This window comes from Paraburkholderia strydomiana (assembly GCF_031456815.1).
GTDB classification, from domain to species: domain Bacteria; phylum Pseudomonadota; class Gammaproteobacteria; order Burkholderiales; family Burkholderiaceae; genus Paraburkholderia; species Paraburkholderia caledonica.
Genome location: NZ_JAVDVL010000016.1, coordinates 102,726 through 127,369 on the forward strand (window position 1 = coordinate 102,726; position 24,644 = coordinate 127,369).

A 24,644-nucleotide genomic window follows, 5' to 3' on the forward strand; every position below is an offset into this window, starting at 1 on the left:
GCCTGGCGCCCGGCGTAAGGCCTCAGGCTGCCGGTGTAGTCGGCAGATCAGGCGTTTGCGGAGTCTGCACGCCGTAGCAGCCGCGATATGTCGCGTAGAACGAGCAATACAGCATGGTCGTGACGATCATCGTGGCGGGCATCAGCACGGCGAACGCGAAGTCACCCGCGCCGAGCGCCTGCATCAATGCCGACAAGCCGAGCGACACTATCATTGCCACGGCAAACCACAGTGCGCCGAACACGATGAATGCGCCGCGATTTCGCCAGCAACTGACGAGGCTGAAGAACATCGCCTTGACGGGCGGTACATCGTGCCATGCCGCAAGAATGGGCGAGAACCAGAACAGCATGGCCACCGGAATGTAGAACGCAAAGGCCGTAACCACGGCGAGCGGCATATTGCTGTTGGCGACTGCCTGAGGGTCCATTGCCGCGCCCGCTCCAAGCATCACCTTCAGCAACATGCCGCCGTCGGCGAGTGCCGAACCCGCGAGCACCACCGCCATTGCGATTACGTAGAACACGCCGAGCACGATCAGCCGCCGGGCGACCACTGGTCCGTACGAACGGAAGCCATCCACGAGGATTGTCGGAAAGACGGGCTTGCCCGCGATCGTATTGCGGCATGCGGCCATGAAGCCGACGGCGACGCCTGGAATGAACGCGAGCGGCAACACGCTGCCGATCAGCGGGATTTGCGCAACCAGCGTCATCACCAGCAAATAGGTGAAAAACAGCGTGAGAAACGCGAGCGGATTCTTGCGGAACAGCCAGATACCTTGCCGGAACCATACATAGCCGGTTTTCGCGGGAACTTCGATCAGTTGCATGAGGTGTGAATGCCTGGAAGTGCGACGCCGGACAGGCGCTCGCGCAGAATGCGTTCGAAATGGCCGGGATCGTGCGGTTTAAGCAGTTCGGCCGCGCGCGGCAAATGAAAATCATACAGGCGCGAGACCCAGAAACGGTACGCGCCCGCCCGCAGCATGTCGCCCCAATGACGGTTTTCTTCGACGGTAAAAGGACGCACCGTTTGATACGCGCGCAGCATGGCTTCGGTGCGCGCCTCGTCGAGCTTGCCCGTGGCGAGGTCGACGCACCAGTCGTTGACGGTGACCGCGACGTCGAACAGCCACTTGTCGCAGCCGGCGAAGTAAAAATCGAAGAAGCCGCCGAGACGTACTTCGTGACCGGTTCCCGGCGCGGCATGCGCGAACATGGCGTTGTCGCGGAACAGGTCGGCGTGACAGGGTCCCTCAGGCAGCGCCGCGTAATCTGCCGACGCAAAGAACGCCTCCTGATACGCGAGTTCGGACGACAGCAAGTCACGCTGCTCGCCTTCAAGAAACGGCAGGATGGTCGGCACCGTTTCCTTCCACCACGGCAGGCTACGCAGGTTCGGCTGATAGCCGGTGTAATCGCGCCCGGCGAGATGCATGCGCGCAAGCATCTGTCCGACTTCGATGCAATGTTCGACGCCCGGCGCCAGTTCCGGCGCGCCTTCGAGCTTCGTCACGATAGCGGCCGGCTTGCCGTGCAGGATGCCGAACAGCGACCCGTCCTCGCGCGGCATAGGGTCCGGCACGGGTACGCGGTGCTCCGCAAGATGGCGCATCAGGTTCAGATAGAACGGCAACTGCGCGGCCGTGAGCTTTTCAAAAATGGTGAGGACGTATTCGCCGCGGGTGGTCGTGAGAAAAAAGTTGCTGTTTTCGATGCCGGACGTAATGCCGCGAAATTCGACGACTTCGCCGAGATCGTAATGGCGCATCCAGTCTGCTAGTTGGGATTCGGTGACAGCGGTGAAGACAGCCATGCGGGAAACGTCAGGTCAGGTTGGTCGGGCTGGCGCGATGCGGCCAGCGGGCTACGTGCGGTGGTGAAAGCAGTGTGGAGCGCGCGTTCAGGCAGGTCGGTGGAACGGTTGCGAAGCTCGGCGCACCGCCGCGCGATGTGGAATTCAAGCTCACAGCACCGACGACGCGCGCCGGCGCAGGGCATTGATCAGGAGCGGCGCCGGCGCCCCGCCAGGCATCAGTACCTCAGGTTCACCGAGGGCAGACGCGTGCTCGCGCGTCCGTTGTCGCGCACGGTGGGCGACGTATCGAGCGGCGCGCTCATCTGGTAGCGCGTGCCAAGGTTCGAGCGGACGTTGATTTCGACAGGCTTGCCTTTGTCGCGGTATTCAGTGATTTCCGTGCCGTTCCCGCTGCGCTCGTGGAAGCTCGGCGTGCGCGGGACGTTGATTTCCACCTTCGAGCTGACCTCGGCTGCCGGCCGGTTGATCTTCTCCAGGTCGGGCAGGCCGGCGCGTTCGTTGGCGGACTGCGGGGCGCCCGGGGGCGGAGTGTCGTCGACAGGCTGGGCAGCCATCGCGGCGTTGCCAAAGGCAAGGGCCAGTGCAACGGCGACGGGAAGGAGCGGCTTCATGGTGATTCTCCGGAATGGTGCCCCGATTCTAGCAAATCCAGCTTCTGCCACGGGCGCAATCGCCTTATTTTGCGCCGCTTTCGCGCAGCGCGCCCGCAATCTCGCTGGGCTCCCGGCGGCGCGTGCCGCGCTCGCCTCGACGTCATTTGGCGATCATGGGTTCCGTGGTAATGTCGTCTCATCAATAGAGGCGAATGAAGATGAACAACGATACCAATCAACGCGCGGTGCAAACTCCCGCCAACAGCTTCCCGACCGAATCCTTTGACGACGCCGCCGAGGCCGTCACACGCCTGTCGGCCATTTACGAAGCCAACACGTCTTTCTTGCGCGACGCCTTCGCGCGCTATCGCCGCAACGAGCTGTTCGAACGCCGGGTACGTGCTTGCTACCCGTTCGTGCGCGTCTGCACCGAAGTCAACACGCATATCGACTCGCGCCGCTCGTACGGTTTTGTCGCGGGCCCCGGCGTGTTCGAGACAACGGTTACGCGCCCCGATCTGTTCGGCAACTACTATCGTGAGCAGTTGCGTCTGCTCGCTAAAAACCATCACGTGAAGATCGAAGTTGGCGTGTCGAATCAGCCAATCCCCATTCATTTTGCGTTTGCCGAGGGCATTCACCTCGAAGGCGATCTGGATCGCGAGCGCCTCTTCCTGATGCGCGACGTGTTCGACACGCCCGACCTGGCGCTGCTCGACGACCGTATCGTCAACGGCACGTATGAGCCGCTGGCGGGCGAGCCGCATCCGCTCGCGCTGTTCACGGCGGCGCGCGTGGATTTCTCGCTGCATCGGCTGAAGCACTACACGGCGACTTCGCCCACGCATTGCCAGAACTACGTGCTGTACACGAACTACCAGTTTTATATCGACGAATTCGTCAAACTTGGCCGCACCATGATGGCCCATACAGACGACGAGGAATTGCGCGCCTATCGCAGCGAATACACGTCGTTTGTCGAACCGGGCGACGTAGTCATGTACAACGAGAATCTCGGTGAGCAGGCCCAGGAAGGCACGGCGCCGCCGCGTCTGCCGCAGATGCCCGCGTATCACCTGAAGCGCGCGGACGGCAGCGGCATCACGATGATCAACATCGGCGTCGGGCCGTCGAACGCGAAGACCATCACCGATCACATCGCCGTGCTGCGTCCGCATGCGTGGATCATGCTGGGCCACTGTGCGGGCCTGCGCAACACGCAGCGCCTCGGCGACTATGTGCTCGCGCACGGCTACGTGCGCGAAGATCACGTACTCGACGCCGATCTGCCGCTGTGGGTCCCGATTCCGGCGCTTGCCGAAGTGCAGGTTGCGCTGGAGCGCGCGGTCGCGCAAGTCACGCGGCTTGACGGCGTGGAACTCAAACGGGTTATGCGCACGGGCACTGTCGCGAGTGTGGACAACCGCAACTGGGAGTTGCGCGATCACCGTGAGCCGGTTCAGCGGCTGTCGCAAAGCCGCGCAATCGCGCTCGACATGGAAAGCGCGACCATTGCAGCAAACGGATTCCGCTTCCGCGTGCCTTACGGCACCTTGTTATGCGTGTCCGACAAGCCGCTGCACGGCGAGCTGAAGTTGCCGGGCATGGCCGATCAGTTCTATCGCGCGCAGGTCGACCAGCATCTGCAGATCGGCGTGAAAGCCATGGAGCTTTTGCGCGAGAACGGGCTGCATCGTTTGCATAGTCGCAAGCTGCGCAGCTTTGCAGAGGTGGCGTTTCAGTAAACGGAGTGTTAGGTCGGTCGGTTCTTCCGCCGGCGGCTGCGATCGGCGGAAGAGCAAGGACATCAACCGATGCGTCTACTGCCCAAAGCCGGTCAGCCCGATCAAGCTTCCGGCGGCCAGCAGCCATAGCGGATGAATGCGCGTCTTCAATGCGATTGCGGCGGTGGCCGCCGTGACTGCCCACGCAATCGCCGTCGAATCCGACGCTTCCGCGATCAGCGCCGCGCTCGCTGCGACGATGCCTGCCGTAACCGGCACCAGCCCCAACTGCGCATAACGCCGCCACGGCCGGTCCTTGAAGCGGTCCCACGCGTGGAGCGCGAGTATGGTCACGATCGACGACGGCCCGAACTTCGCGATCGACGTCACCAGCATGCCAGGCCAGCCGGCCACGTGCCATCCAATCAGTGTCACGATCATCAGGTTGGGCCCCGGCGCGGCTTGGGCAAGCGCGAATAGCGCACTGAATTCGCTGGCCGGCATCCAGTGATGCACCTCGACCACCTGACGCTGCATCTCCGGAAGAATGGTGTTGCCGCCGCCGAATGCGAGCAGCGAAAGCTGACTGAAAATGATGGCGAGAGAAACGAGCGTGTCGTTCATTGTGCGCTCCTCGATGCAACGTAGATGCTGAGCGGCGTCAGCACAAGCATGGTGGGCAACAGCGGTAGCCGCATGATCGCGATAGCAACGAAGCCGAGGGCGGCGATGAGCGCGGCCATCGGTTTATTGCGCAGCGGCAGCACGATTTTTACGGCCATCGAAATCAGAAGCCCCGCTGCGGCCGCCGCGAGTCCCGCAAATAGATGACGCACATGCGGGTCGTCCTGCGTGCGCTCGTATAACACGCCAAGACCGATCACCACCAGCGACGGTCCGGCGATCAAGCCGAGCAATCCAGCGAGCGCGCCCGGGATTCCGCGAAAGCGCATGCCGACGGCTACTGAGAGATTGATCACATTGCCGCCCGGCAGAAACTGGCAAAGCCCCAGCAGATCGGTGAAGTCTTCCGCGTTCAGCCAGCGGCGTTGCTCGACAAGCGCGCGGCGCGCGAGCGGCAGTGCTCCGCCAAATGAGATGAGTCCCAAGCCCAGAAAACCGCTGAAAATTTCCCGCAGAGTGGGCCTCGGCCCTGCGGCGGAGTCGAGTGAGGTGAGATTGTGGTCCATGGCGCTTCGCTTTCCGTTCAAGCTCAAGAGGTTAGCGCCGAAATGCCATGCGGCAAAACGATTTTTGCGCGCGTCTTTGTGATCTACAATCACAAGCATGGCCCGTAATCTTCCTCCTTTTCCCGCGCTGCGCGCCTTTGAAGCCGCGGCGCGGCACGAAAGCTTCACTGCTGCGGCGAACGAACTGCATGTGACGCACGGTGCAATCAGCCGGCAAGTCGCGGCGTTCGAGTCGTGGCTCGGCGTGCAGGTGTTCCAGCGTCACGGCAAGCGCGTGCGCCTGACGACGGCTGGCCGCCGCTACCTGTCCACCGTGCAGGCCGCGTTCGACAGCATCGCGCACGCCACCGATCAATTACGCGACACCGGCGTGGTTCACGTGCTGCGGGTGAATGCGCTGCCCACGTTCGCGATGAAATGGCTGCTGCCGCGCCTGCATCAATTCCAGCGCAAGGTGCCGAACGTCGAATTGCGATTGGCGACGTCGAACGCGCCGGTCGAAACATTGGATAGCTTCGATGTTGCGGTGAGGCGAGGCCCCGCTCACTGGCCAAACTGTGTGAGCGGCCACTTTCTTGGCGAGAGCGAGCTTCCGGTGTGCAGTCCCGCGCTACTGCAGCGCTCGCCGATCAACACGGCGGACGACCTCGCGCGACACGTTCTCCTGCATTCCGACACGCGGCCCGATGCCTGGGGCAACTGGTTGTCGGCCGCGGGCGTGACGGCGAAATGCCGGAAGAAGCAATCGTTCGATCACTTCTATCTGGCCTTGCAGGCCGCAGTGGATGGACTCGGCGTGGCGCTGGGCCCGCTGCCGTTACTTGCCGACGAACTCGCGTCCGGCCGCCTCGTGATGCCGCTGGCGGCGCCGCGCATCGACGCGCGCGGCTATTGGTGGGTGGCAAGAAGAGAGGTCGCCCATGCGCCGCTCGTCGCGCAATTCTGCGAATGGTTGCAGGCGCAAGGCGATCAGACCGATCAGGCGCAAACGCAAACGGGCAGCCCCGAGGCCGCCCGCTTGAATGAGTGATCCAGCAGTAATGCAGCGCGCGAGCGCTGCATTCGCACGTTACAGATAGAACATGCGGTCTTCTTCCGACTTGGTGGGCTGCGGCTCAGCGCCTTCGCGATCTTCGTAGAACTTGAGCACCGCTTCGAGCACCTGGTCCGGGCCGTCGATCACCTGCATCAGGTCGATGTCCGTCGGATTGATGAGGCCCATAGGCGTGAGCGAGTTCTTGAACCACGCAAGCAGACCTTCCCAGAACTCTGCGCCCACCAGAATGATCGGCACGTGACGCGACTTCTTGGTTTGAATGAGCGTAAGTACTTCCGCGAGTTCGTCGAGCGTGCCGAAGCCACCGGGCATCACGATCACGGCATCTGAATTCTTCACGAACGTAACCTTGCGCGTGAAGAAATGACGGAAGCGCAGCGAGATGTCTTGCCACTGGTTACCGGACTGCTCATGCGGCAACTCGATATTCAACCCGACCGAAGGCGCCTTGCCTGCATGAGCGCCTTTATTTGCGGCTTCCATGATGCCTGGGCCGCCGCCGGAGATCACGGCGAAGCCTGCATCGGAGAGCTTGCGGGCAATTTGCGTGGCGAGTTTGTAGTACGGCGAGCTGGGTTTCAGGCGCGCTGAACCGTAGATGCTGACAGCGGGGCGGATCTCCGAGAGGTACTCGGTCGCCTCGATAAACTCTGCCATAATCGTGAACATCTGCCACGATGCGCGGGCCTTTTTTGCCGTTGCGCGCTCTTGATCTGCGAGTGATCGCAGACTCGGAATCACTTTTCTCTTAGTCATAATGCCTGAAGAACGAAGCCTTGAAGGTAAGACCCTGCTATTGGTCGACGGTTCGAGTTATCTGTACCGGGCCTACCATGCGATGCCTGATCTGCGCGGGCCCGATGGTGGTCCCACAGGTGCGCTCTACGGGATGATCAACATGCTGCGGCGCATGCGCAAGGAAGTCACAGCAGAGTATAGCGCGTGCGTGTTCGACGCCAAGGGCAAAACGTTTCGCGACGACTGGTATCCCGACTATAAGGCGAATCGGCCATCCATGCCGGACGATCTCTCGCGGCAGATCGAGCCAATTCATGTGGCCGTGCGTGCACTCGGCTGGCCGCTTCTGATGATCGACGGCGTGGAAGCCGACGACGTGATCGGCACGCTTTCCACCGAGGCGGAAAAGCGTGGCATGAACGTGATCGTGTCGACCGGGGACAAGGATCTGGCGCAGCTCGTGTCGGATCATGTCACCCTCATCAATACGATGACCAACGAAAAACTCGACCGCGCCGGCGTTCTTGCGAAGTTCGGCGTCCCCCCGGAGCGCATTGTCGACTACCTGTCGTTGATCGGCGATACCGTCGACAACGTGCCCGGCGTCGAGAAATGCGGGCCGAAAACCGCGCTCAAATGGCTGTCGCAATTCGAGTCGCTTGATGGCATCGTCGCACATGCAGACGAGATCAAAGGTGCGGTAGGAGACAATCTGCGACGTGCTCTGGATTTTCTGCCGATGGCGCGCAAGCTCGTCACCGTGGAGCGTCATTGCGATCTGACCGGGCATCTCACGTCGATTGAGGAGAATTTGCAGAGCCGGCCCGAATCGCGCGAAGAATTGCGCGATGTCTTCACGCGTCACGGGTTCAAGACCTGGCTGCGCGAGGTCGAAATTGCCGATGCGGTCGAAGGGCCGGAAACCGACGTGCCGCCCGCGCTCAGCGTCGATCACGAACGCCACTATGAAACCGTGCAAACGTGGGAACAGTTCGACGCGTGGCTGCAAAAAATCAACGCAGCTGAACTGACTTCGTTCGATACCGAAACCACGTCGCTCGATCCAATGACCGCGCAAATCGTGGGTCTGTCCCTGTCGGTAGAAGCGGGTCATGCCGCTTATGTGCCGCTCGCGCATCGCGGCCCCGACGCGCCCGTGCAACTGCCGCGCGACGAAGTGCTTGCGAGGCTCAAGCCGTGGCTTGAAAGCGCGGAGCACAAGAAGGTCGGTCAGCATCTGAAGTACGACGAGCAGGTGCTGGCCAATTACGGTATCGAGATGCGCGGCGTCGAACACGACACGCTGTTGCAATCGTACGTGCTGGAGTCGCATCGTCCGCATGACATGGACAACCTTGCGTTGCGCCATCTCGGCATCAAAACGATCAAGTACGAAGACGTCGCGGGCAAGGGTGCCCAGCAAATCGGTTTCGACGAAGTCGCGCTGGACAAAGCCGCCGAATATGCGGCGGAAGACGCCGACGTGACATTGCGTCTGCATCAGGCACTGTATCCGCAGCTTGCTGCGGAAGAGGCGCTCGAGCATGTCTATCGCGACATCGAAGTGCCCACGTCGCGCGTGCTGCGCAAGATGGAGCGTACCGGCGTTCTGATCGACGCGGAAAAACTGCGTCAGCAAAGCAGCGAAATCGCCGCGCGTCTGATCCAGCTGGAGAGCGAGGCGTATGTGCTCGCCGGCGGCGAATTCAATCTCGGCTCGCCGAAGCAGATCGGTCAGATCTTCTTCGAGAGACTCGAATTGCCAGTCGTGAAGAAGACACCGAGCGGCGCGCCGTCCACTGACGAAGAAGTCCTTCAGAAGCTCGCGGAAGATTATCCGCTGCCTAAAATCCTGCTGGAACACCGCGGCTTGTCGAAGCTCAAGTCGACCTACACCGACAAGCTGCCGCGCATGGTCAACGCAACAACCGGTCGCGTGCACACGAATTACGCGCAGGCCGTTGCTGTCACGGGGCGCCTTGCGTCGAACGATCCGAACCTGCAAAACATTCCGGTGCGCACCGGCGAAGGCCGCCGTATTCGCGAGGCCTTCATTGCGCCGCCGGGGCACAAGCTCGTCTCAGCGGATTACTCGCAAATCGAACTGCGCATCATGGCGCACATTTCCGGCGACGAATCGTTGCTGCGCGCGTTCTCCCAAGGGGAAGACATTCACCGCGCGACTGCGGCCGAGATTTTCAGCGTGACGCCGCTCGAAGTGTCGAACGATCAACGGCGCGTGGCGAAGGTCATCAACTTCGGTCTGATCTATGGCATGAGTTCGTTCGGCCTCGCGTCGAACCTGGGCATTACGCGCGACGCCGCGAAGCTCTATATCGACCGCTATTTCGCACGCTATCCGGGCGTCGCTCGCTACATGGACGAAACGCGTCTGAGCGCGAAGGCGAAGGGTTATGTCGAAACGGTGTTCGGCCGCCGGCTGTGGCTGCCGGAAATCAACGGCGGCAATGGTCCGCGCCGCCAGGCCGCGGAGCGCGCGGCCATTAACGCGCCAATGCAAGGTACGGCTGCCGATCTGATCAAGTTGTCGATGATCGCGGTGCAGAAGTGGATCGAACAATCCAGGATCGGCACCCGCATGATCATGCAGGTGCACGACGAACTCATTCTCGAAGTGCCGGACGCGGAACTGTCCGAAGTGCGCCAGCGTCTGCCCGAGTTGATGTGCGGTGTCGCCGCGCTGAAAGTCCCGCTGGTCGCCGAAGTGGGCGCGGGCCTCAACTGGGAGGAAGCGAATTGACGCCTGTGTGACGGCGCGCGATATCGTCGTGTGCATGTCACATATGCGTATTGGCGGCTTGTGACAAACCATGATGCTCGCGGACAATCGGTAAAGACGCGTGCCTCTCGCGCGCGATCACGACGCACAACCCATTGGCAAATACGGAGAGTTCAATGCATCGGTTTATCGTCGTTGGCGGAGGCGCAGGAGGACTGGAACTGGCAACTCGCTTAGGCGATCGCTATGGTCACAAGAACAAAACCGGTACGCGGGCTCAGGTCACGCTCGTCGACCGCAATCCGACGCACATCTGGAAGCCGCTGCTGCACGAAGTGGCGGCCGGCAGTATGGACCCGTTCACGCAGGAACTCGAATATGCCGCGCAAGCGCGCTGGCATGGCTTCGAGTTCCAGCAGGGCGAACTGACGGGCCTCGACCGCGCGAACCGGCGTCTTACCCTTGGCACAGTGCTCGACGACGACGGCGCCGAACTCCTTCCCGAACGCCAGCTCGAATACGACACGCTGATCATCGCGATCGGCAGCACGACGGCATTCTTCGGCGTGAAAGGCGCGCCCGAGTTCTCTCTGGCACTCGACACCGTGAGCCAGGCCGAGCGCTTCCGCAAGCGCCTTATCGCGGCTTGCATGCGGGCCGAGCATCAGGCGCACGAGCCGGTCGAATCCGGACTGGGCACGTCGCCTTCGTCCGAGCCGCGCATTCAGGTGGCGATTGTCGGCGGCGGCGCGACGGGCGTCGAACTCTCCGCGGAGTTGCGCAATACGGCTCAGGTGTTGTCCGCGTATGGTCTGCACAAGCTCGATCCTCGGCACGACGTGGGCATTGTGTTGATCGAGGCAGGGCCGCGCATTTTGCCGGCTCTGCAGGAACGTGTGTCGACGGCCACCGCCGAGCTGCTCACCAAGCTCGGCGTAAAGCTCATGACGAGCGAGACCGTGGCCGAGGTCGCGCCCGGCATCATCCGCACCGCGAGCGGAAAAACCGTGCGTGCCGATCTGACGGTGTGGGCGGCAGGTATCAAGGCGCCCGCTATTCTGAGCCAGCTCGACGGCTTGCCGGTCAACCGCCTCGGCCAGCTCAACGTGCGCCGCACGCTGCAAACCGAGATCGACGACAACGTCTTCGCGCTTGGCGATTGCGCTGCCTGCCCTTGGCCCGGCAACGAAAGGAATGTACCGCCGCGCGCGCAGGCCGCGCATCAACAGGCCAGTTTTCTGCTGAAAGCGCTCGCGGCGCGGCTTGAAAACAGGCCGCTGCCGGAATTCACGTATCGCGACTTCGGCTCGCTCGTGTCGCTCGGTCACTTCAGCGCGGTCGGCAATCTGATGGGCGGCGTGATCGGCGGCAATATGCTGATCGAAGGACTGTTCGCGCGTTTCATGTACATGTCGCTGTACCGGCTGCATATTGCCGCGCTACACGGCTACGCCCGAATGGTGCTCGACACGTTTGCGCACTGGCTGCGGCGCACCACGTTACCGCGGGTCAAGCTGCACTGAAGGCGCGCCTCGCGAAGAGGTTGCATCTGCAACAGGACACGCGCGAGGCGTATCCTGTTGCCTCCACCGTTCAACGAGGAGCGCCCGCATGCTGAATCCCGATGTCGACAGCCTGGTCCCGCACGTTCCCTTCAACCGGCGCACTTTCATCAAGGCCGCGATCGGCACTGGATTTGCTGCCGCCGTGTTGCCCGTGTCGGCGCAAACCATCCATACCGACAGCGAAGGTCTCGAAGCCGGCGAGATCGCCGTGCGTTCAGGCGGCACGCTCGTGCCGGCCTATCGCGCGCAGCCGAAGGGCAAGACGCATCTGCCGGTGATCATCGTCATTCATGAGGCGTTCGGCGTGCACGAGCATATCGCCGACGTGTGCCGGCGTTTCGCCAAGCTCGGCTATCTGGCGATCGCGCCGGATCTGTTTGTCCGCGAAGGCGATCCGATGGCGCTTCCGACCATCCAGCAAATCAGTCAGCAGATCTTGAGCAAGGTGCCGGACGAACAGGCCATGGCCGATCTCGACGTGACAGTCGCGTGGGCCGGCGAGCATGGCGGCGATCTGAACCGGCTGGGCGTGACGGGCTTCTGTTGGGGTGGGCGCATCGCGTGGCTGTACGCAGAGCACAATCCGCGGCTCAAGGCAGCGGTTGCGTGGTATGGACGTGTTACCGGCGATCGCACGGCGACTACACCCACGAACCCGCTCGACCGCGTGGCGGATCTGCATGCGCCGGTGCTCGGTCTCTACGGGTTGCAGGACCAAAGCATTCCGCAGGACTCGCTCGAGCAGATGAAGCAGGCGATTGCGCAAGGGCCGCAGGTAGCGCGCGGTTCGCAATTCGTTGTGTACGACGATGCGGGCCACGCGTTTTTCGCGGACTACCGGCCGAGCTACAAGAAGGCCGACGCGGAAGACGGCTGGCGTCGGACGCTGGCGTGGTTCAGGCAGCGCGGAGTGGTTTGAGCTTCGGGCTTCGAGCTTTGAGCTTTGACAGTGCGGCTTCTGCTTCTGCGCCGCGCGTGAGCTTGGGGCCGCCCGGTCCCCGCCGCATACAACACATAAAAAGGCCGTTGCCGCTCGTGAGCGGCAACGGCCTTCGGCTTTCCTGGCGGCGCTTTGCTTCGCTTAGGGATTCGGGCCGGTTGCGACGGGCCGCTTCGGATCAGAACTCCATTCGCTCCAGGAGCCCGCGTAGAGCGCTGCACCGTGCAGACCGGCGACTTCCATCGCCAGCGCATTGACGCACGCCGTCACGCCCGAGCCGCATTGCAGGACGACATGTTCCGGCGGCGTATCGCCGAGTAGTGCGGTGAACTCGTCGCGCAGGGTATGAGCCGGCTTGAAGCGGCCGTCAGCCGTCAGGTTGTCCTTGAAGAAGCGATTGAGCGCGCCCGGAATGTGCCCGCCCACCGCATCCAGCGTCTCGTTCTCGCCGCGATAGCGATCGGCCGAGCGCGCGTCGACCACCACGCGCTCTTTAGAACCGAGATTGCGCTCGACCATGTTTGCGTCGACGGTGACGGAAAGCGGGGCGCCCGCTTTGAAGTCGCCGGTATTTTGCGGCGGCACGTCCTGCGTCAACGGCTGACCGGCGGCTTCCCACGCTTGCAGGCCGCCGTCGAGCAACGCCACCGCGTCGTGGCCGAGCCAGCGCAGCAGCCACCAGGCGCGCGCGGCGTACATGCCGCCTTGCGCGTCGTAGGCGACGACTTGCTGGCCTTGCTTCAACCCGCGCGATTCCAGCGTTTCAACGAGCCGTGCACGATCGGGCAACGGATGGCGCCCGTTCGTACCGTTCTTCGGCCCGGACAGATCGCGGTCCAGATGCAGATAATGCGCGCCGGGCAGATGCCCTGCGAGGTAGGCTTTTTCACCGGATTCCGGGTCGGCCAGATCAAAGCGGCAGTCGATGACGAACACGCTGCCCGGCGCCTCGGCGAGTCGTTCGGCGAGATTCGTCGCAGAGATCAAAGTGGTGTAGTGAGTGTGGGGCATGACGTCTCCTCGATGCGGGCGATGGCGGCTCCGTTGCCGGCGGTCTCGTGACGCGACCGGATGGCCGGGCTACCTCGTTAGTCTAAACAAAAAAAGACGGGCCGAAGCCCGTCTTTCCGTGTGTTGATGCAAACGCAAGTGAGTTGCAGCGAGGCCGCAATCAGATCGTGCCGAGCTCGCGCCGCAGGAACTCGTGGAAGTGCTGCATGCCGTCTTCCATTGGGCTCTGGTATGGGCCGACCTGTGATTCGCCGCGCTCCATTAGCGCGCGGCGACCGGCGTCCATGCGTTCGGCGATTTCGTCGTCTTCGCGAGCCGTTTCCATATAGGCGGCACGTTCCGCTTCGACGAACTCACGCTCGAACAGCGCAATTTCCTCAGGGTAATAGAACTCGACCACGTTCGTGGTCTTCTGCGGACCGCGCGGAATCAGCCACGACACGACCAGCACGTGCGGATACCATTCGATCATGATGCCGGGGTAGTACACCATCCAGATCGCGCCGAACTCCGGCGGAGTGCCGCCGCGGAAACGCAGCACTTCGTCGTGCCATTTGCGGTAGGTCGGACTGCCCGGCTGCTCGAGGTCCTTGTGAACGCCGACCGTTTGCACGCTGTACCACTCGCCGAATTCCCACGTGAGATCGTCGCAATTGACGAAGCTGCCGAGTCCCGGATGGAATGGCGCGACGTGGTAGTCCTCCAGATAGACCTCGATAAAGGTCTTCCAGTTGTAGTTGCACTCGTGCACCTCGACATGGTCGAACATGAAGCCCGAGAAGTCGAAATGTCGTTTCGTGCCGAGGTTGGCCAGGTCGCGTGCGACGTTGCGGCCTTGCGCTTCGAAGAGCAGCCCCTGCCAGTTCTGCAGCGGCGTGGCGCCCAGGTTCAGGCACGGGTTGTCCGCGAAATGCGGAGCGCCGAGAAGCTGGCCGTTCAGATCGTACGTCCAGCGATGCAGCGGGCAGACGATATTCTCCGCGTGGCCGCGGCCGTTGAGCATGATGGCCTGCCGGTGGCGGCACACGTTCGACAGCAGTTCGACTTGCGACTGCTGGTTACGAACGAGCACGCGCCCCTCGCTCTCGCTGGGCAAGGCAAAATAATTCCCCGCTTCCGGCACCATGAGATCGTGCCCGACGTAACGAGGACCTTTCCTGAAAAGGGTTTCGATTTCGCGCGTTAAAAGCGCTTCGTCAAAGTAAGCCGTGACTGGCAGTTGGCTGTGAACAGACCGCAACTGCAATGCATTGCTCAGATTGGACATTCCCACTCCCGATGAAGACGTGAAAGCAGTGAACAACCCAACCATCGAAGATTCGATTTAGGGAGCCCAAGATTATACCTGTTTCCCCCTCCTTGGGACAGTTAAGTCACTGATTTGGGTCAAAAATGTCGAGAAAGTTCGGCCTTTTCGCCGCAGACCAATCGTTTTTTTTCTGCGAGACTGACAGGGCGGCGAAGGGCGGACAGGCGGCCCGAAGGTCGGCTGGCGAGTCGGATTTGTCTCTTTTGCCGTAGAATGTCCGACTTGTTTTAATTTTGCGACTATTCATGGCGAAGACCGCGTCGAACGATACTGCTGCGGCGCCGGCCGAAGGCGTCGATAGCACGCCGCTGCCTGAGAACTACGAGGCGGCGCAGGCAGAGCTTGAAGGGCTCGTTGCGCGCATGGAAAGCGGCAATCTCAGCCTCGAAGAATCGCTCTCCGCCTATCGGCGTGGCGCGGCTCTGGTGGCGTTTTGCCAGCAGCAGCTCGAGAAAGTCGAGCAGCAGGTGCGGGTGCTCGACGGCGAGACGCTCAAGCCACTGCCCGTGAATACCGCAGGAACAGCCGCTACTGAAAGCGGGGACGACCTATGACATTCGAACAATGGACGCGCTCGGTGCTCGAGCGCGTCGAAACGGCACTCGAACATTACTTGCCGGCTGAAACAACGGAGCCGGCCAAGCTGCATGAGGCGATGCGCTACGCCGTGCTGGGCGGCGGCAAGCGGGTTCGCCCGCTGCTGTGCCATGCAGCAGGCGAGCTGACCGGCGCGCGCGCCGCGTGTCTCGATGCAGCAGCGGCGGCGCTCGAAATGATCCACGTGTACTCGCTCGTGCACGACGACATGCCGTGCATGGACGACGACGCGCTGCGCCGCGGCAAACCCACGGTACACGTCAAATATGACGAAGCCACGGCACTGCTGGTCGGCGACGCATTGCAGTCGCAGGCGTTCGTCGCGTTGACTTCCGAGGTTCTGGCGCCCGCGCAGCAGGCGGCGCTCGTGCGCGAACTGGCTCTTGCCAGCGGTTCGATCGGCATGTGCGGCGGTCAGGCAATCGACCTTGCAAGCGTCGGTCACACGCTCACGCGTACGCAACTCGAAACCATGCACCGCATGAAGACCGGCGCGTTGCTGCGCGCCGCGGTGCGCATGGGCGCGCTGGCGGGTGAAGCGCCGGACGCGAACGCCATGCGTTCGCTCGACGCATACGCGGCCGCGGTCGGCCTCGCGTTTCAGGTCGTCGACGATATTCTCGACGTCACGACCGACTCGGCGACGCTCGGCAAGACAGCAGGTAAAGACGCGAAGGACGGCAAGCCGACCTACGTGTCGATTATTGGGCTCGACGCATCGCGTTCGCTGGCGGCGCAGCTGCGCAGCGACGCGCACGCCGCGCTGGCGCCGTTCGGCGCGCGCGCGCAGCGTCTTGCCGAATTGGCAGATCTGGTGGTGAACCGGGTCAGCTGAACGCGAAAGCCCGCCGCCGCGCGCCGTCCCCACCAGGCGCATGTATGAAGTGCGGGCGCGTAAGTTTTCCTACAATGGAACGACGATGTACGACTTGCTGAAAACCATCGACGACCCGGCAGCCCTGCGCCGCCTCGATCGCCGCCAATTGCAACCGCTTGCCGACGAGTTGCGCGCCTTTGTGCTCGACAGCGTGTCGCAGACGGGCGGCCATCTTTCGTCCAACCTCGGCACGGTCGAGTTGACCATTGCTCTGCATTATGTGTTCGACACGCCGCACGATCGCATCGTGTGGGACGTCGGCCATCAGACGTATCCGCACAAGATCCTGACGGGCCGTCGGGACAGAATGCACACGCTGCGCCAGTTGGGCGGCATCTCCGGTTTCCCTAAACGCGACGAGTCGGAATACGACACGTTCGGCACTGCGCATTCGAGCACGTCGATTTCGGCGGCACTCGGCATGGCGGTCGCCAGCAAGCTGCAGGGCGATAACCGCATGGGCATCGCCGTGATCGGCGACGGCGCAATGACGGCGGGCATGGCCTTCGAGGCATTGAACAATGGCGGCGTAGAAGACGACGTGCCGCTGCTCGTCATCCTGAATGACAACGACATGTCGATTTCGCCGCCGGTCGGCGCGCTCAATCGCCATCTCGCGCGTCTCATGTCGGGCCGCTTTTACGCCGCGGCGCGTGCTGGCGTCGAGCGCGTGCTGCGCGTCGCGCCGCCCATGCTCGATCTGGCCCGCAAGCTCGAAGAGCACGCGAAGGGCATGATCGTTCCGGCCACGCTGTTCGAGGAATTCGGCTTCAACTATATCGGCCCGATCGACGGTCACGACCTCGATTCGCTGATCCCTACGCTGCAAAACATCAAGGAACTGCGCGGTCCGCAATTCCTGCACGTGGTCACCAAGAAGGGCCAGGGCTACAAGCTCGCCGAGGCTGATCCGGTGCTGTATCACGGCCCGGGCAAGTTCAATCCCGCTGAAGGCATCAAGCCGGCTGTCGCGCCGTCCAAGAAAACCTACACGCAGGTGTTCGGCGAGTGGCTTTGCGACGCGGCTGAACTTGACGCGCGCGTGGTCGGCATCACGCCGGCCATGCGTGAAGGTTCCGGCATGGTGGAGTTCGAGAAGCGCTTCCCGGACCGCTACTTCGACGTGGGTATCGCCGAGCAGCACGCAGTCACCTTCGCTGGTGGTCTCGCGGCCGAGGGCATGAAGCCTGTCGTCGCGATTTACTCCACGTTCCTGCAACGCGCCTACGATCAACTGATCCACGACGTCGCGCTGCAAAATCTGCCGGTCGTGTTCGCGATCGACCGCGCAGGTCTGGTCGGAGCGGACGGCGCGACGCACGCAGGTGCTTATGACCTCGCGTTCATGCGCTGCATCCCGAACATGATGGTAATGGTCGCGTCCGACGAAAACGAATGCCGCCAGATGTTGTACACGGCGTTGCAGCAATCGTGTCCGACGGCCGTGCGTTATCCGCGCGGCGCCGGCACCGGCGTGGCCACCGTCAAGCAAATGGTTGCTCTGCCTGTCGGCAAGGGCGAAGTGCGCCGCGAAACGTCGCAACCGGCGGGCAAGCGCATTGCGATACTGGCGTTCGGCACGATGGTCGCGCCGTCTCTGGCAGCTGCCGAGCAACTCGACGCCACCGTGGCCAACATGCGTTTCGTGAAGCCGCTCGACGCTGACCTCGTGCGCCAACTCGCTGAAACGCATGACGCCATCGTCACCGTCGAAGAAGGTTGCGTGATGGGTGGTGCGGGCTCGGCATGCGTCGAGGCCCTGCTCGCGAGTGGGGTTACGCGGCCGGTACTGCAATTGGGCTTGCCCGACCGCTTCATCGATCACGGAGATCCGGCCAAGCTGCTCGCCGCGTGCGGCCTCGACGCCGCGGGCATTGCGAAGTCGATTCGCGAACGCTTTTTGTCGAGCGGCGCCGTGGCCGGCCAGTCGTCGGTCAAGCGCGTCGCTTAAGGTGAGTTGAGTAGCTTGTCGGCGAGCCAGGCGATAAAAAACATATCGGCTGGCACGCCGTAAAGCCCGGCACCGCTTATTGCGCCGTCCGTTGCCATGGTGGCAATAGAAGTCGCTAACTTGAATCGATGGGCCCGTGCGTGGCTCATCATCGAACGCCGGCAGGGGCCGGCGTTTGCCGTTGCGGTTTCTGCTCCGCGCGGCCGCTGAGGACTCCCGACCCCGTCGCTCCGCAAAGCCCGTTACGGGCAGCCTTAAAGGCCGGCGAATTTGCTCCGGCGCAGGGCTATCTGCGGAGCCACAAGCCTGAGGCGGGTCGGCGTCTTCCTGAAAGGACAAGAACATGAATCAGATGAATCCCGCCTTTGTGATGCCAGACGTGCAAAGCACGCCCGATACTCGCCAGATTCCAATTCAGCGGGTCGGCGTCAAGGCGGTCCGCCATCCACTGACGGTGCGCACGCCAAGCGGTGAGGCCCAGCCGACGGTCGGCACATGGAATCTCGACGTGCATTTGCCCGCAGAGCAAAAGGGCACGCATATGTCGCGCTTCGTCGCGTTGCTCGAAGAGAACAAGGCGCCGCTGGAACCCGCCACGTTCCGTAAGATGCTCGCCGCGATGCTCACGAAACTCGAGGCCGAGGCGGGCCGCATCGAAGTGTCGTTCCCTTACTTCGTGAACAAGACCGCGCCGGTGTCCGGCGTGCAGAGCCTGCTGGACTACGAAGTGACGCTGACCGGCGACACGCGTAACGGCGAAACCCGTCTGTTCCTGAAAGTGCTCGTGCCGGTCACGAGCCTTTGTCCGTGTTCGAAGAAAATTTCGCAGTACGGCGCGCACAACCAACGCTCGCATGTGACGATCAACGCGGAACTGGCGGGCGAGGTCGCGGTAGAAGACCTGATCCGTATCGCCGAGGAAGAGGCGTCGTGTGAGCTGTGGGGCTTGCTCAAGCGTCCGGACGAGAAATTCGTGACTGAGCGCGCGTATGAAAACCCGAAGTTCGTCGAAGATCTGGTGCGCGACGTCGCGCGGCGTCTGAACGCGGACGAGCGGATCGTCGCATACGTGCTGGAAGCTGAGAACTTCGAGTCGATTCACAATCACAGCGCGTACGCTGTGATCGAGCGTGATAAGCGGTTGGTTTGACGCTTTGCCTCGAAATCCTGATTGCATGAAAAAAGCCGCTCTGAACAAGCGGCTTTTTTGTTGGCGTAACGCGCGGTTCGCGAAGCAGTCAGCGTGCGAGTGACGTCAGATCCCAGCGGGGTTTGACGGTGAACGCGTAGTCCTTGCCCGACTGATCGGGCCAGCGTTGCAGCCGCAATGCGCCTGCGAGCGCAATCATTGCGCCGTTGTCCGTGCACAGCGACAGATCCGGGTAATGCACGTAGAAGTTGCGCTTTTGCGCGGCGGCCGAAAGGGCCTCGCGCAACTGCCGGTTCGCACCCACGCCACCCGCCACGACTAGCCGGTTGAGCTTCGTGCGCTTGAGCGCGGCGATCGACTTGGTTGCGAGCACTTCGACGGCAGCGTCCACGAAGCCGCGCGCCAGATCCGCTTTCGCCTGCTCGCAGATATTCGCGCCGCCAAGCTTTTTTGCGTGGGTAAGCACGGCCGTTTTAAGGCCGCTGAAGCTGAAGTCCAGATCGCCTGAATGCAGCATGGGGCGCGGCAGCACTACCGCGCCCGGCGTGCCGAATTCGGCCATGCGCGAAACCTCTGGGCCGCCGGGATAGCCGAGGCCGAGTAGCTTGGCGGTTTTGTCGAAGGCCTCGCCCGCTGCGTCGTCGAGCGTTTCGCCCAGCGTTTCGTAGACGCCCACGTCGGTCACGCGCATCAATTGCGTATGGCCGCCCGATACCAGCAACGCGACGAACGGAAACGGCGGCGGCTCGTCGACAAGCAAAGGCGACAGCAAATGCCCTTCAAGATGATGAATGCCGATGGTCGGCTTGTCCCAGGCCATGGCAAGCGAATTGGCGACGCTCGCGCCCACCAGCAGGGCGCCCGCGAGCCCCGGCCCTTGCGTGTAGGCGATCGCGTCGATGTCGCCGCGTGCCGTGCCCGACCGCTCCATGACCTCTTCGAGCAAGGGCAGCGCGCGCCGGATGTGGTCGCGGGACGCCAGTTCGGGCACCACGCCGCCGTACTCGCGATGCATCGCAATCTGCGAATGCAGCGCGTGCGCGAGCAGGCCGCGCTCGGTGTCGTAGAGCGCGAGGCCGGTTTCGTCGCAGGAGCTTTCGATGCCGAGAACGAGCATGTCTGGTGGGCTGAAACGGGCGCTTGGACGCACCCGAAATGCAAAAAGGTTAGCATTAAAGTATAGCAGTGCGAGCCAGGACGCCGCAGGCGCGCAGGTACAATGCGGCCCCATGGAATCCTACGATATTGCAGTGATCGGCGCGGGCGCGGCCGGCATGATGTGCGCGGCGGTGGCCGGGCAACTCGGCCGGCGCGTGGTGCTGATCGATCACTCGCAGCGCCTCGCGGAGAAGATCCGGATCTCGGGCGGCGGCCGCTGCAACTTCACGAACCTGTATGCGGGCCCGGCCAATTATCTGTCGGCGAATCCGCATTTTTGCCGCTCGGCGCTCGCCCGCTATACACCGCGCGACTTCATGGCGCTGCTCAAGCGACATCATGTGACGTGGCACGAGAAGCATAAGGGGCAGCTTTTCTGCAACGAGTCGAGCGACGCCGTCATCAACGTGCTGAAAAACGAGTGCGACGCGGGACGCGTCGCATGGCGTGCGCCGCTCTCGGTCGAGCATGTGAGGCAGGACGTGGAAGGCCGCTACACGCTCGACACCAACGCGGGTTCAATCGCGGCGCGGGCGCTTGTCGTCGCTACGGGCGGCTTGTCGATCCCGAAGATCGGCGCCACCGACTTTGCCTATCGTCTTGCCAAGCAGTTCGGCCACAAGCTCATCGACACGCGTCCCGCGCTCGTTCCCCTCACGTTCGCCGCCGCCGACTGGGAGCCGTTTTCGGCGCTCTCCGGCGTGTCGCTGGAAGTGCGGATCGCGACCGGCAACAAGAAGTCAGGCGCTGAATTCGAAGAAGACCTGCTGCTCACGCACCGCGGCCTCTCAGGGCCGGGCGTGCTGCAGATCTCCAGCTACTGGCAGCCGGGGGAGCCGATTCACATCAATCTGCTGCCGGACCGCGACGCCGCCGCGGCGCTACTTGAAGCGAAGACCGGGACGCGGCGTCAGATTGCGAATCTGTTGTCGGAATGGGTGCCGCAGCGGCTTGCCCACGTGTGGCTCGAGACCCATCAGATTCCCGCCGAAGCACGCGTGGCCGACCTGCCGGACAAGGTGCTTCGCCGTGTCGGCGAAGCCTTGTCGCGCTGGACGCTCACGCCGAACGGCACCGAAGGCTACCGCAAGGCCGAAGTGACCCGCGGTGGCGTGGATACGCGCGACCTTTCGTCCACCTCGATGATGAGCGCCCGCGCGCCGGGCCTGTACTTCATCGGCGAGGCGGTCGACGTAACGGGCTGGCTCGGCGGCTACAATTTTCAGTGGGCCTGGGCGTCAGGCGTGGCGGCCGGTGAGGCCGCTGCGGAGTATGCCCGGGGGGCTTGACGGCGCAATGGCTTTGTGCGAAAGCTCTGCTATACTCCTGAACCTTTACAAAGTTCCGTTATTGAAAAATGACGACCATCCGCGTAAAAGACAACGAGCCGTTTGAAGTCGCCATGCGCCGTTTCAAGCGCACCATGGAGAAAAACGGTTTGTTGACGGAACTTCGTGCGCGCGAATTTTACGAAAAGCCTACGGCTGAGCGTAAGCGCAAGAAGGCGGCTGCGGTGAAGCGTCATTTCAAGCGTCTGCGTGGTCAGATGCTGCCAAAGAAATTCTACTGATTCTGGCGTTGTCGCTGCTCCGCTCAAACGGAGCCGCGACATGCAACCGGTGACGGCACAACAGGTGCTGCCTCGGAAAACAAGGTCTTTTCGGACCAGCCGGCAGGGTCGCATCCACTACGCACATTGCGCCAACCCGCTTGAGGAAGCTGTCCCAAGCGGGTATTCGTGTTGGTGAGTGTCGATGCAGTCCACTCGGCCGGTTTTTCAATTTTCAACGCATTCAGGTGAGTAATGAGCCTCAGAGACCGGATCAACGACGATATGAAAGCCGCCATGCGGGCACGTGAAACGGAGCGTCTCGGCACGATTCGCCTGTTGCTCGCCGCGATCAAGCAACGTGAAGTCGACGAGCGCGTGACGCTCGACGACACTGCAATCACTGCTGTTATCGACAAGATGATCAAGCAGCGTAAAGACTCGATCAGCCAGTTCGAAGGCGCCGGCCGCACGGACCTCGCGGACAAGGAAAAGGCCGAATTGGCTATTCTGTCGGCGTACATGCCTGCGCAGATGTCAGAGGCGGAGATCGTCGCCGAGGTGCAGGCCGCCGTCGCGCAAACCGGTGCCGCCGGTCCGCAGGACATGGGCAAGGTGATGGGCGTGCTGAAGCCGAAGCTCGCCGGTCGTGCCGACATGACCGCCGTTTCCGCGCAAGTCAAAGCTGCGCTCGCGAAGTAAACCGCGCGTTGTGGCCCGCGCGGCCGCCATGGGCGGCGCGCGCGGTATCGAGCTCCTAAGCTGGCGTCGTCTAACGTGATTCCTCCGTCATTCCTGCAGGATCTGCTCAACCGGGTCGATATCGTCGACGTGGTGGGGCGGTATGTGCAGTTGAAGAAGGGCGGCGCGAACTTCATGGGGCTGTGTCCGTTTCACAACGAGAAAAGCCCGTCGTTCACGGTGAGCCCGACCAAGCAGTTTTATCACTGTTTCGGCTGCGGCGCGCATGGAACGGCCATTGGCTTTCTGATGGAACACGTCGGCGCCTCGTTCCCCGAGGCCGTCAACGAACTCGCGCAATCCGTCGGATTGACGGTGCCGAACGAGCCTTCTCCGGGCTACGGAGGCGGTGGTTCCGGCGGCTATGCGCCGGCGGCCTCGAAAGCAGTAACTACCGCGCTTTCCGACGTCATGCAGACGGCTTGCGACTACTACCGCAAGCAATTGCGCGGCGCGCCTGTCGCGATTCAATATCTGAAGAAACGCGGCCTGACCGGCGAGATCGCCGCTCGCTTCGGGTTGGGCTACGCGCCGGACGGCTGGCAGAACCTGGAAACGGCTTTTCCGAACTATCGCGACGATTCCCTTGTCGAATCGGGTCTGGTAATCGTCAGCGAGAAGTCGGACGCGCAGGGCCAGAATCGCCGCTACGACCGCTTTCGCGAGCGGATCATGTTCCCTATACGCAACGTGAAGGGGCAGGTAATCGGCTTCGGCGGCCGGGTGCTGGACGGCGGCGAGCCGAAGTATTTGAATTCGCCGGAAACGCCTCTATTTAACAAAGGCAGCGAGTTGTACGGGCTTTTCGAGGCCCGTCTTGCGATCCGGGAACAGCACTACGTGTTGGTCGTCGAAGGTTATATGGACGTGGTCGCGCTGGCCCAATTGGGGTTTCAGAACGCGGTCGCGACGTTGGGCACGGCCTGCACGCCGATTCATGTGCAGAAGCTGATGCGCCAGACCGACACGGTCATCTTCAGTTTCGACGGCGATTCAGCCGGGCGGCGCGCCGCCCGGCGCGCATTGGACGCCTGTTTGCCGCACGCGGCTGACAACCGGACCATTCGCTTCCTGTTTCTGCCTGCTGAACACGACCCGGACAGCTACGTCCGCGAGTTTGGTACTGAGGCGTTCGCCGAGCAGGTGGAACGCGCCATGCCGCTCTCGCAGTTCATGCTTAACGAGGTGCTCGCCGGCAAGGAGCTGGACCAGCCGGAAGGCCGTGCACGCGCGCTGTTCGACGCCAAGCCGCTGCTGCAGGCGCTGCCGGCCAATGCACTGCGCGCGCAGATCATGCATATGTTCGCCGATCGGCTCGACGTGCCGTTCGACGAGGTTGCCGCGCTCTGCGAGGTCGACTCGCGCATTGCGGCGGCGGCGCGTTCGGCGCCGGCCCGTAAGGACCGGCGCAGCGTGACTGGCATCGAAGAAAAGACGCTGCGCAATCTTGTGATGTATCCGCGCACGGTCGCGGTGCTCGACGAAGAAGCCGAACAGGCGCTTCTCACCGTGACCCGGCACGGCGAACTATTTGAAGAAGTGACGACGCATGCGCGCGCACTCGGCGATTCGGCGGAGTTTCAATTGCTCTCCGACCTATTGCGAAACGGCGCAAACGCCCCAACTTTCGAGGAAATCTTTCGCAAAATTCTGGACTATGATGAAAATGTCCGGGATTTGTTGCTGAAGGACCCGGAAGATGCGACCGTCATAGAAGAGCGGCGCGAGCAGGAGAGGATCGTCGGAGAGGAGCTGAAAGCGGCGATTCTGAAGATGCGATACGACGCTTATTGCGATCGTCTCGAGCAACTTTCACGACAATCCCGGCACACGCCGGAGGAGTTCGCGGAGCTTGCAGAGCTCAACAGGAAGCGGGCTGACATGAAGCGCCAGCTCGGCTTGTAGGCGGAAGCGCAGAAACCTGAGTGGTATA

The 24,644-nt window shown here is 62.4% G+C and carries 22 protein-coding genes; 13 read left to right on the top strand and 9 right to left on the bottom strand.

The features are described from left to right. Positions 1-22: 22 nt before the first annotated feature. From J2W46_RS30150 to J2W46_RS30160, 3 genes are all read right to left on the bottom strand, one after another. A complete protein-coding gene (locus J2W46_RS30150) occupies positions 23-832 on the bottom strand; it encodes a BPSS1780 family membrane protein (RefSeq protein ID WP_020071017.1) in 810 nt (269 codons plus the stop codon). Further along, entirely contained in the window at positions 823-1,818 is a 996-nt protein-coding gene (locus J2W46_RS30155; protein WP_310358838.1) for a homoserine kinase, read from the bottom strand. The genes J2W46_RS30150 and J2W46_RS30155 overlap by 10 nt, the downstream gene beginning before the upstream one ends. A 218-nt stretch (positions 1,819-2,036) precedes the next feature. Next, entirely contained in the window at positions 2,037-2,432 is a 396-nt protein-coding gene (locus J2W46_RS30160) for a hypothetical protein (protein ID WP_020071014.1), read from the bottom strand. A 200-nt stretch (positions 2,433-2,632) separates the two neighbouring features. Between J2W46_RS30160 and J2W46_RS30165 the strand changes: the two genes are divergently transcribed. Beyond that, on the top strand, positions 2,633-4,159 hold the full coding sequence (locus tag J2W46_RS30165) for an AMP nucleosidase (protein WP_020071013.1): 1,527 nt from the start codon (positions 2,633-2,635) through the stop codon (positions 4,157-4,159). A gap of 75 nt (positions 4,160-4,234) precedes the next feature. Here the strand turns inward: J2W46_RS30165 and J2W46_RS30170 are convergent, their stop codons facing one another. Continuing rightward, entirely contained in the window at positions 4,235-4,762 is a 528-nt protein-coding gene (locus J2W46_RS30170) for a chromate transporter (protein ID WP_020071012.1), read from the bottom strand. Continuing rightward, the gene (locus tag J2W46_RS30175) at positions 4,759-5,328 is read right to left on the bottom strand and encodes a chromate transporter (protein WP_027805094.1); all 570 of its coding nucleotides are present in this window, start codon (positions 5,326-5,328) and stop codon (positions 4,759-4,761) included. Before J2W46_RS30175 ends, J2W46_RS30170 begins: the two co-directional genes overlap by 4 nt. A 97-nt stretch (positions 5,329-5,425) precedes the next feature. Between J2W46_RS30175 and J2W46_RS30180 the strand changes: the two genes are divergently transcribed. Further along, complete coding sequence (locus tag J2W46_RS30180) at positions 5,426-6,358, top strand: transcriptional regulator GcvA (protein WP_087752667.1); 933 nt, start codon at positions 5,426-5,428, stop codon at positions 6,356-6,358. Between the two features lie 39 nt (positions 6,359-6,397). On the opposite strand, the gene J2W46_RS30185 is transcribed toward J2W46_RS30180, so the two are convergent. Further along, on the bottom strand, positions 6,398-7,141 hold the full coding sequence (locus J2W46_RS30185; protein ID WP_310358845.1) for an LOG family protein: 744 nt from the start codon (positions 7,139-7,141) through the stop codon (positions 6,398-6,400). Between the two features lies 1 nt (position 7,142). Here J2W46_RS30185 and polA point away from each other — a divergent pair, with 1 nt between their 5' ends. From polA to J2W46_RS30200, 3 genes are all read left to right on the top strand, one after another. Continuing rightward, positions 7,143-9,884, top strand: coding sequence for a DNA polymerase I (gene polA, locus J2W46_RS30190; RefSeq protein ID WP_310358848.1), 2,742 nt, complete (start codon positions 7,143-7,145; stop codon positions 9,882-9,884). 155 nt (positions 9,885-10,039) lie between these two features. After that, on the top strand, positions 10,040-11,386 hold the full coding sequence (locus tag J2W46_RS30195; RefSeq protein ID WP_310358851.1) for an NAD(P)/FAD-dependent oxidoreductase: 1,347 nt from the start codon (positions 10,040-10,042) through the stop codon (positions 11,384-11,386). Between the two features lie 88 nt (positions 11,387-11,474). Next, the gene (locus tag J2W46_RS30200) at positions 11,475-12,347 is read left to right on the top strand and encodes a dienelactone hydrolase family protein (RefSeq protein WP_088176538.1); all 873 of its coding nucleotides are present in this window, start codon (positions 11,475-11,477) and stop codon (positions 12,345-12,347) included. 162 nt (positions 12,348-12,509) lie between these two features. Here the strand turns inward: J2W46_RS30200 and J2W46_RS30205 are convergent, their stop codons facing one another. Beyond that, entirely contained in the window at positions 12,510-13,379 is an 870-nt protein-coding gene (locus J2W46_RS30205) for a sulfurtransferase (protein WP_204523793.1), read from the bottom strand. 160 nt (positions 13,380-13,539) lie between these two features. Beyond that, entirely contained in the window at positions 13,540-14,646 is a 1,107-nt protein-coding gene (locus tag J2W46_RS30210; RefSeq protein ID WP_020071004.1) for an aromatic ring-hydroxylating oxygenase subunit alpha, read from the bottom strand. 287 nt (positions 14,647-14,933) lie between these two features. Here J2W46_RS30210 and J2W46_RS30215 point away from each other — a divergent pair, with 287 nt between their 5' ends. The 4 genes from J2W46_RS30215 (at position 14,934) to folE2 (ending at position 19,263) form a co-directional block, all read left to right on the top strand. After that, a complete protein-coding gene (locus tag J2W46_RS30215) occupies positions 14,934-15,242 on the top strand; it encodes an exodeoxyribonuclease VII small subunit (RefSeq protein ID WP_027779527.1) in 309 nt (102 codons plus the stop codon). Beyond that, on the top strand, positions 15,239-16,120 hold the full coding sequence (locus tag J2W46_RS30220; protein ID WP_310358856.1) for a polyprenyl synthetase family protein: 882 nt from the start codon (positions 15,239-15,241) through the stop codon (positions 16,118-16,120). Before J2W46_RS30215 ends, J2W46_RS30220 begins: the two co-directional genes overlap by 4 nt. A gap of 85 nt (positions 16,121-16,205) precedes the next feature. Next, a complete protein-coding gene (dxs, locus tag J2W46_RS30225) occupies positions 16,206-18,113 on the top strand; it encodes a 1-deoxy-D-xylulose-5-phosphate synthase (protein ID WP_310358859.1) in 1,908 nt (635 codons plus the stop codon). A gap of 343 nt (positions 18,114-18,456) precedes the next feature. Next, on the top strand, positions 18,457-19,263 hold the full coding sequence (folE2, locus tag J2W46_RS30230) for a GTP cyclohydrolase FolE2 (RefSeq protein ID WP_310358862.1): 807 nt from the start codon (positions 18,457-18,459) through the stop codon (positions 19,261-19,263). A gap of 88 nt (positions 19,264-19,351) precedes the next feature. On the opposite strand, the gene tsaD is transcribed toward folE2, so the two are convergent. Continuing rightward, the gene (gene tsaD / locus J2W46_RS30235) at positions 19,352-20,380 is read right to left on the bottom strand and encodes a tRNA (adenosine(37)-N6)-threonylcarbamoyltransferase complex transferase subunit TsaD (protein ID WP_310358864.1); all 1,029 of its coding nucleotides are present in this window, start codon (positions 20,378-20,380) and stop codon (positions 19,352-19,354) included. Positions 20,381-20,492: 112 nt separating this feature from the next. On the opposite strand from tsaD, the gene J2W46_RS30240 reads away from it, so the two are divergent. From J2W46_RS30240 to dnaG, 4 genes are all read left to right on the top strand, one after another. Beyond that, entirely contained in the window at positions 20,493-21,710 is a 1,218-nt protein-coding gene (locus tag J2W46_RS30240) for a BaiN/RdsA family NAD(P)/FAD-dependent oxidoreductase (RefSeq protein ID WP_087752661.1), read from the top strand. Positions 21,711-21,778: 68 nt separating this feature from the next. Further along, the gene (gene rpsU, locus J2W46_RS30245) at positions 21,779-21,991 is read left to right on the top strand and encodes a 30S ribosomal protein S21 (protein WP_028196180.1); all 213 of its coding nucleotides are present in this window, start codon (positions 21,779-21,781) and stop codon (positions 21,989-21,991) included. 234 nt (positions 21,992-22,225) lie between these two features. Beyond that, positions 22,226-22,672 (top strand): GatB/YqeY domain-containing protein, encoded by a 447-nt coding sequence (locus J2W46_RS30250; RefSeq protein ID WP_027805093.1) that lies wholly within the window; start codon positions 22,226-22,228, stop codon positions 22,670-22,672. 75 nt (positions 22,673-22,747) lie between these two features. After that, positions 22,748-24,616 (top strand): DNA primase, encoded by a 1,869-nt coding sequence (dnaG, locus tag J2W46_RS30255; protein ID WP_087752660.1) that lies wholly within the window; start codon positions 22,748-22,750, stop codon positions 24,614-24,616. The last annotated feature ends 28 nt before the right edge of the window (positions 24,617-24,644 follow it).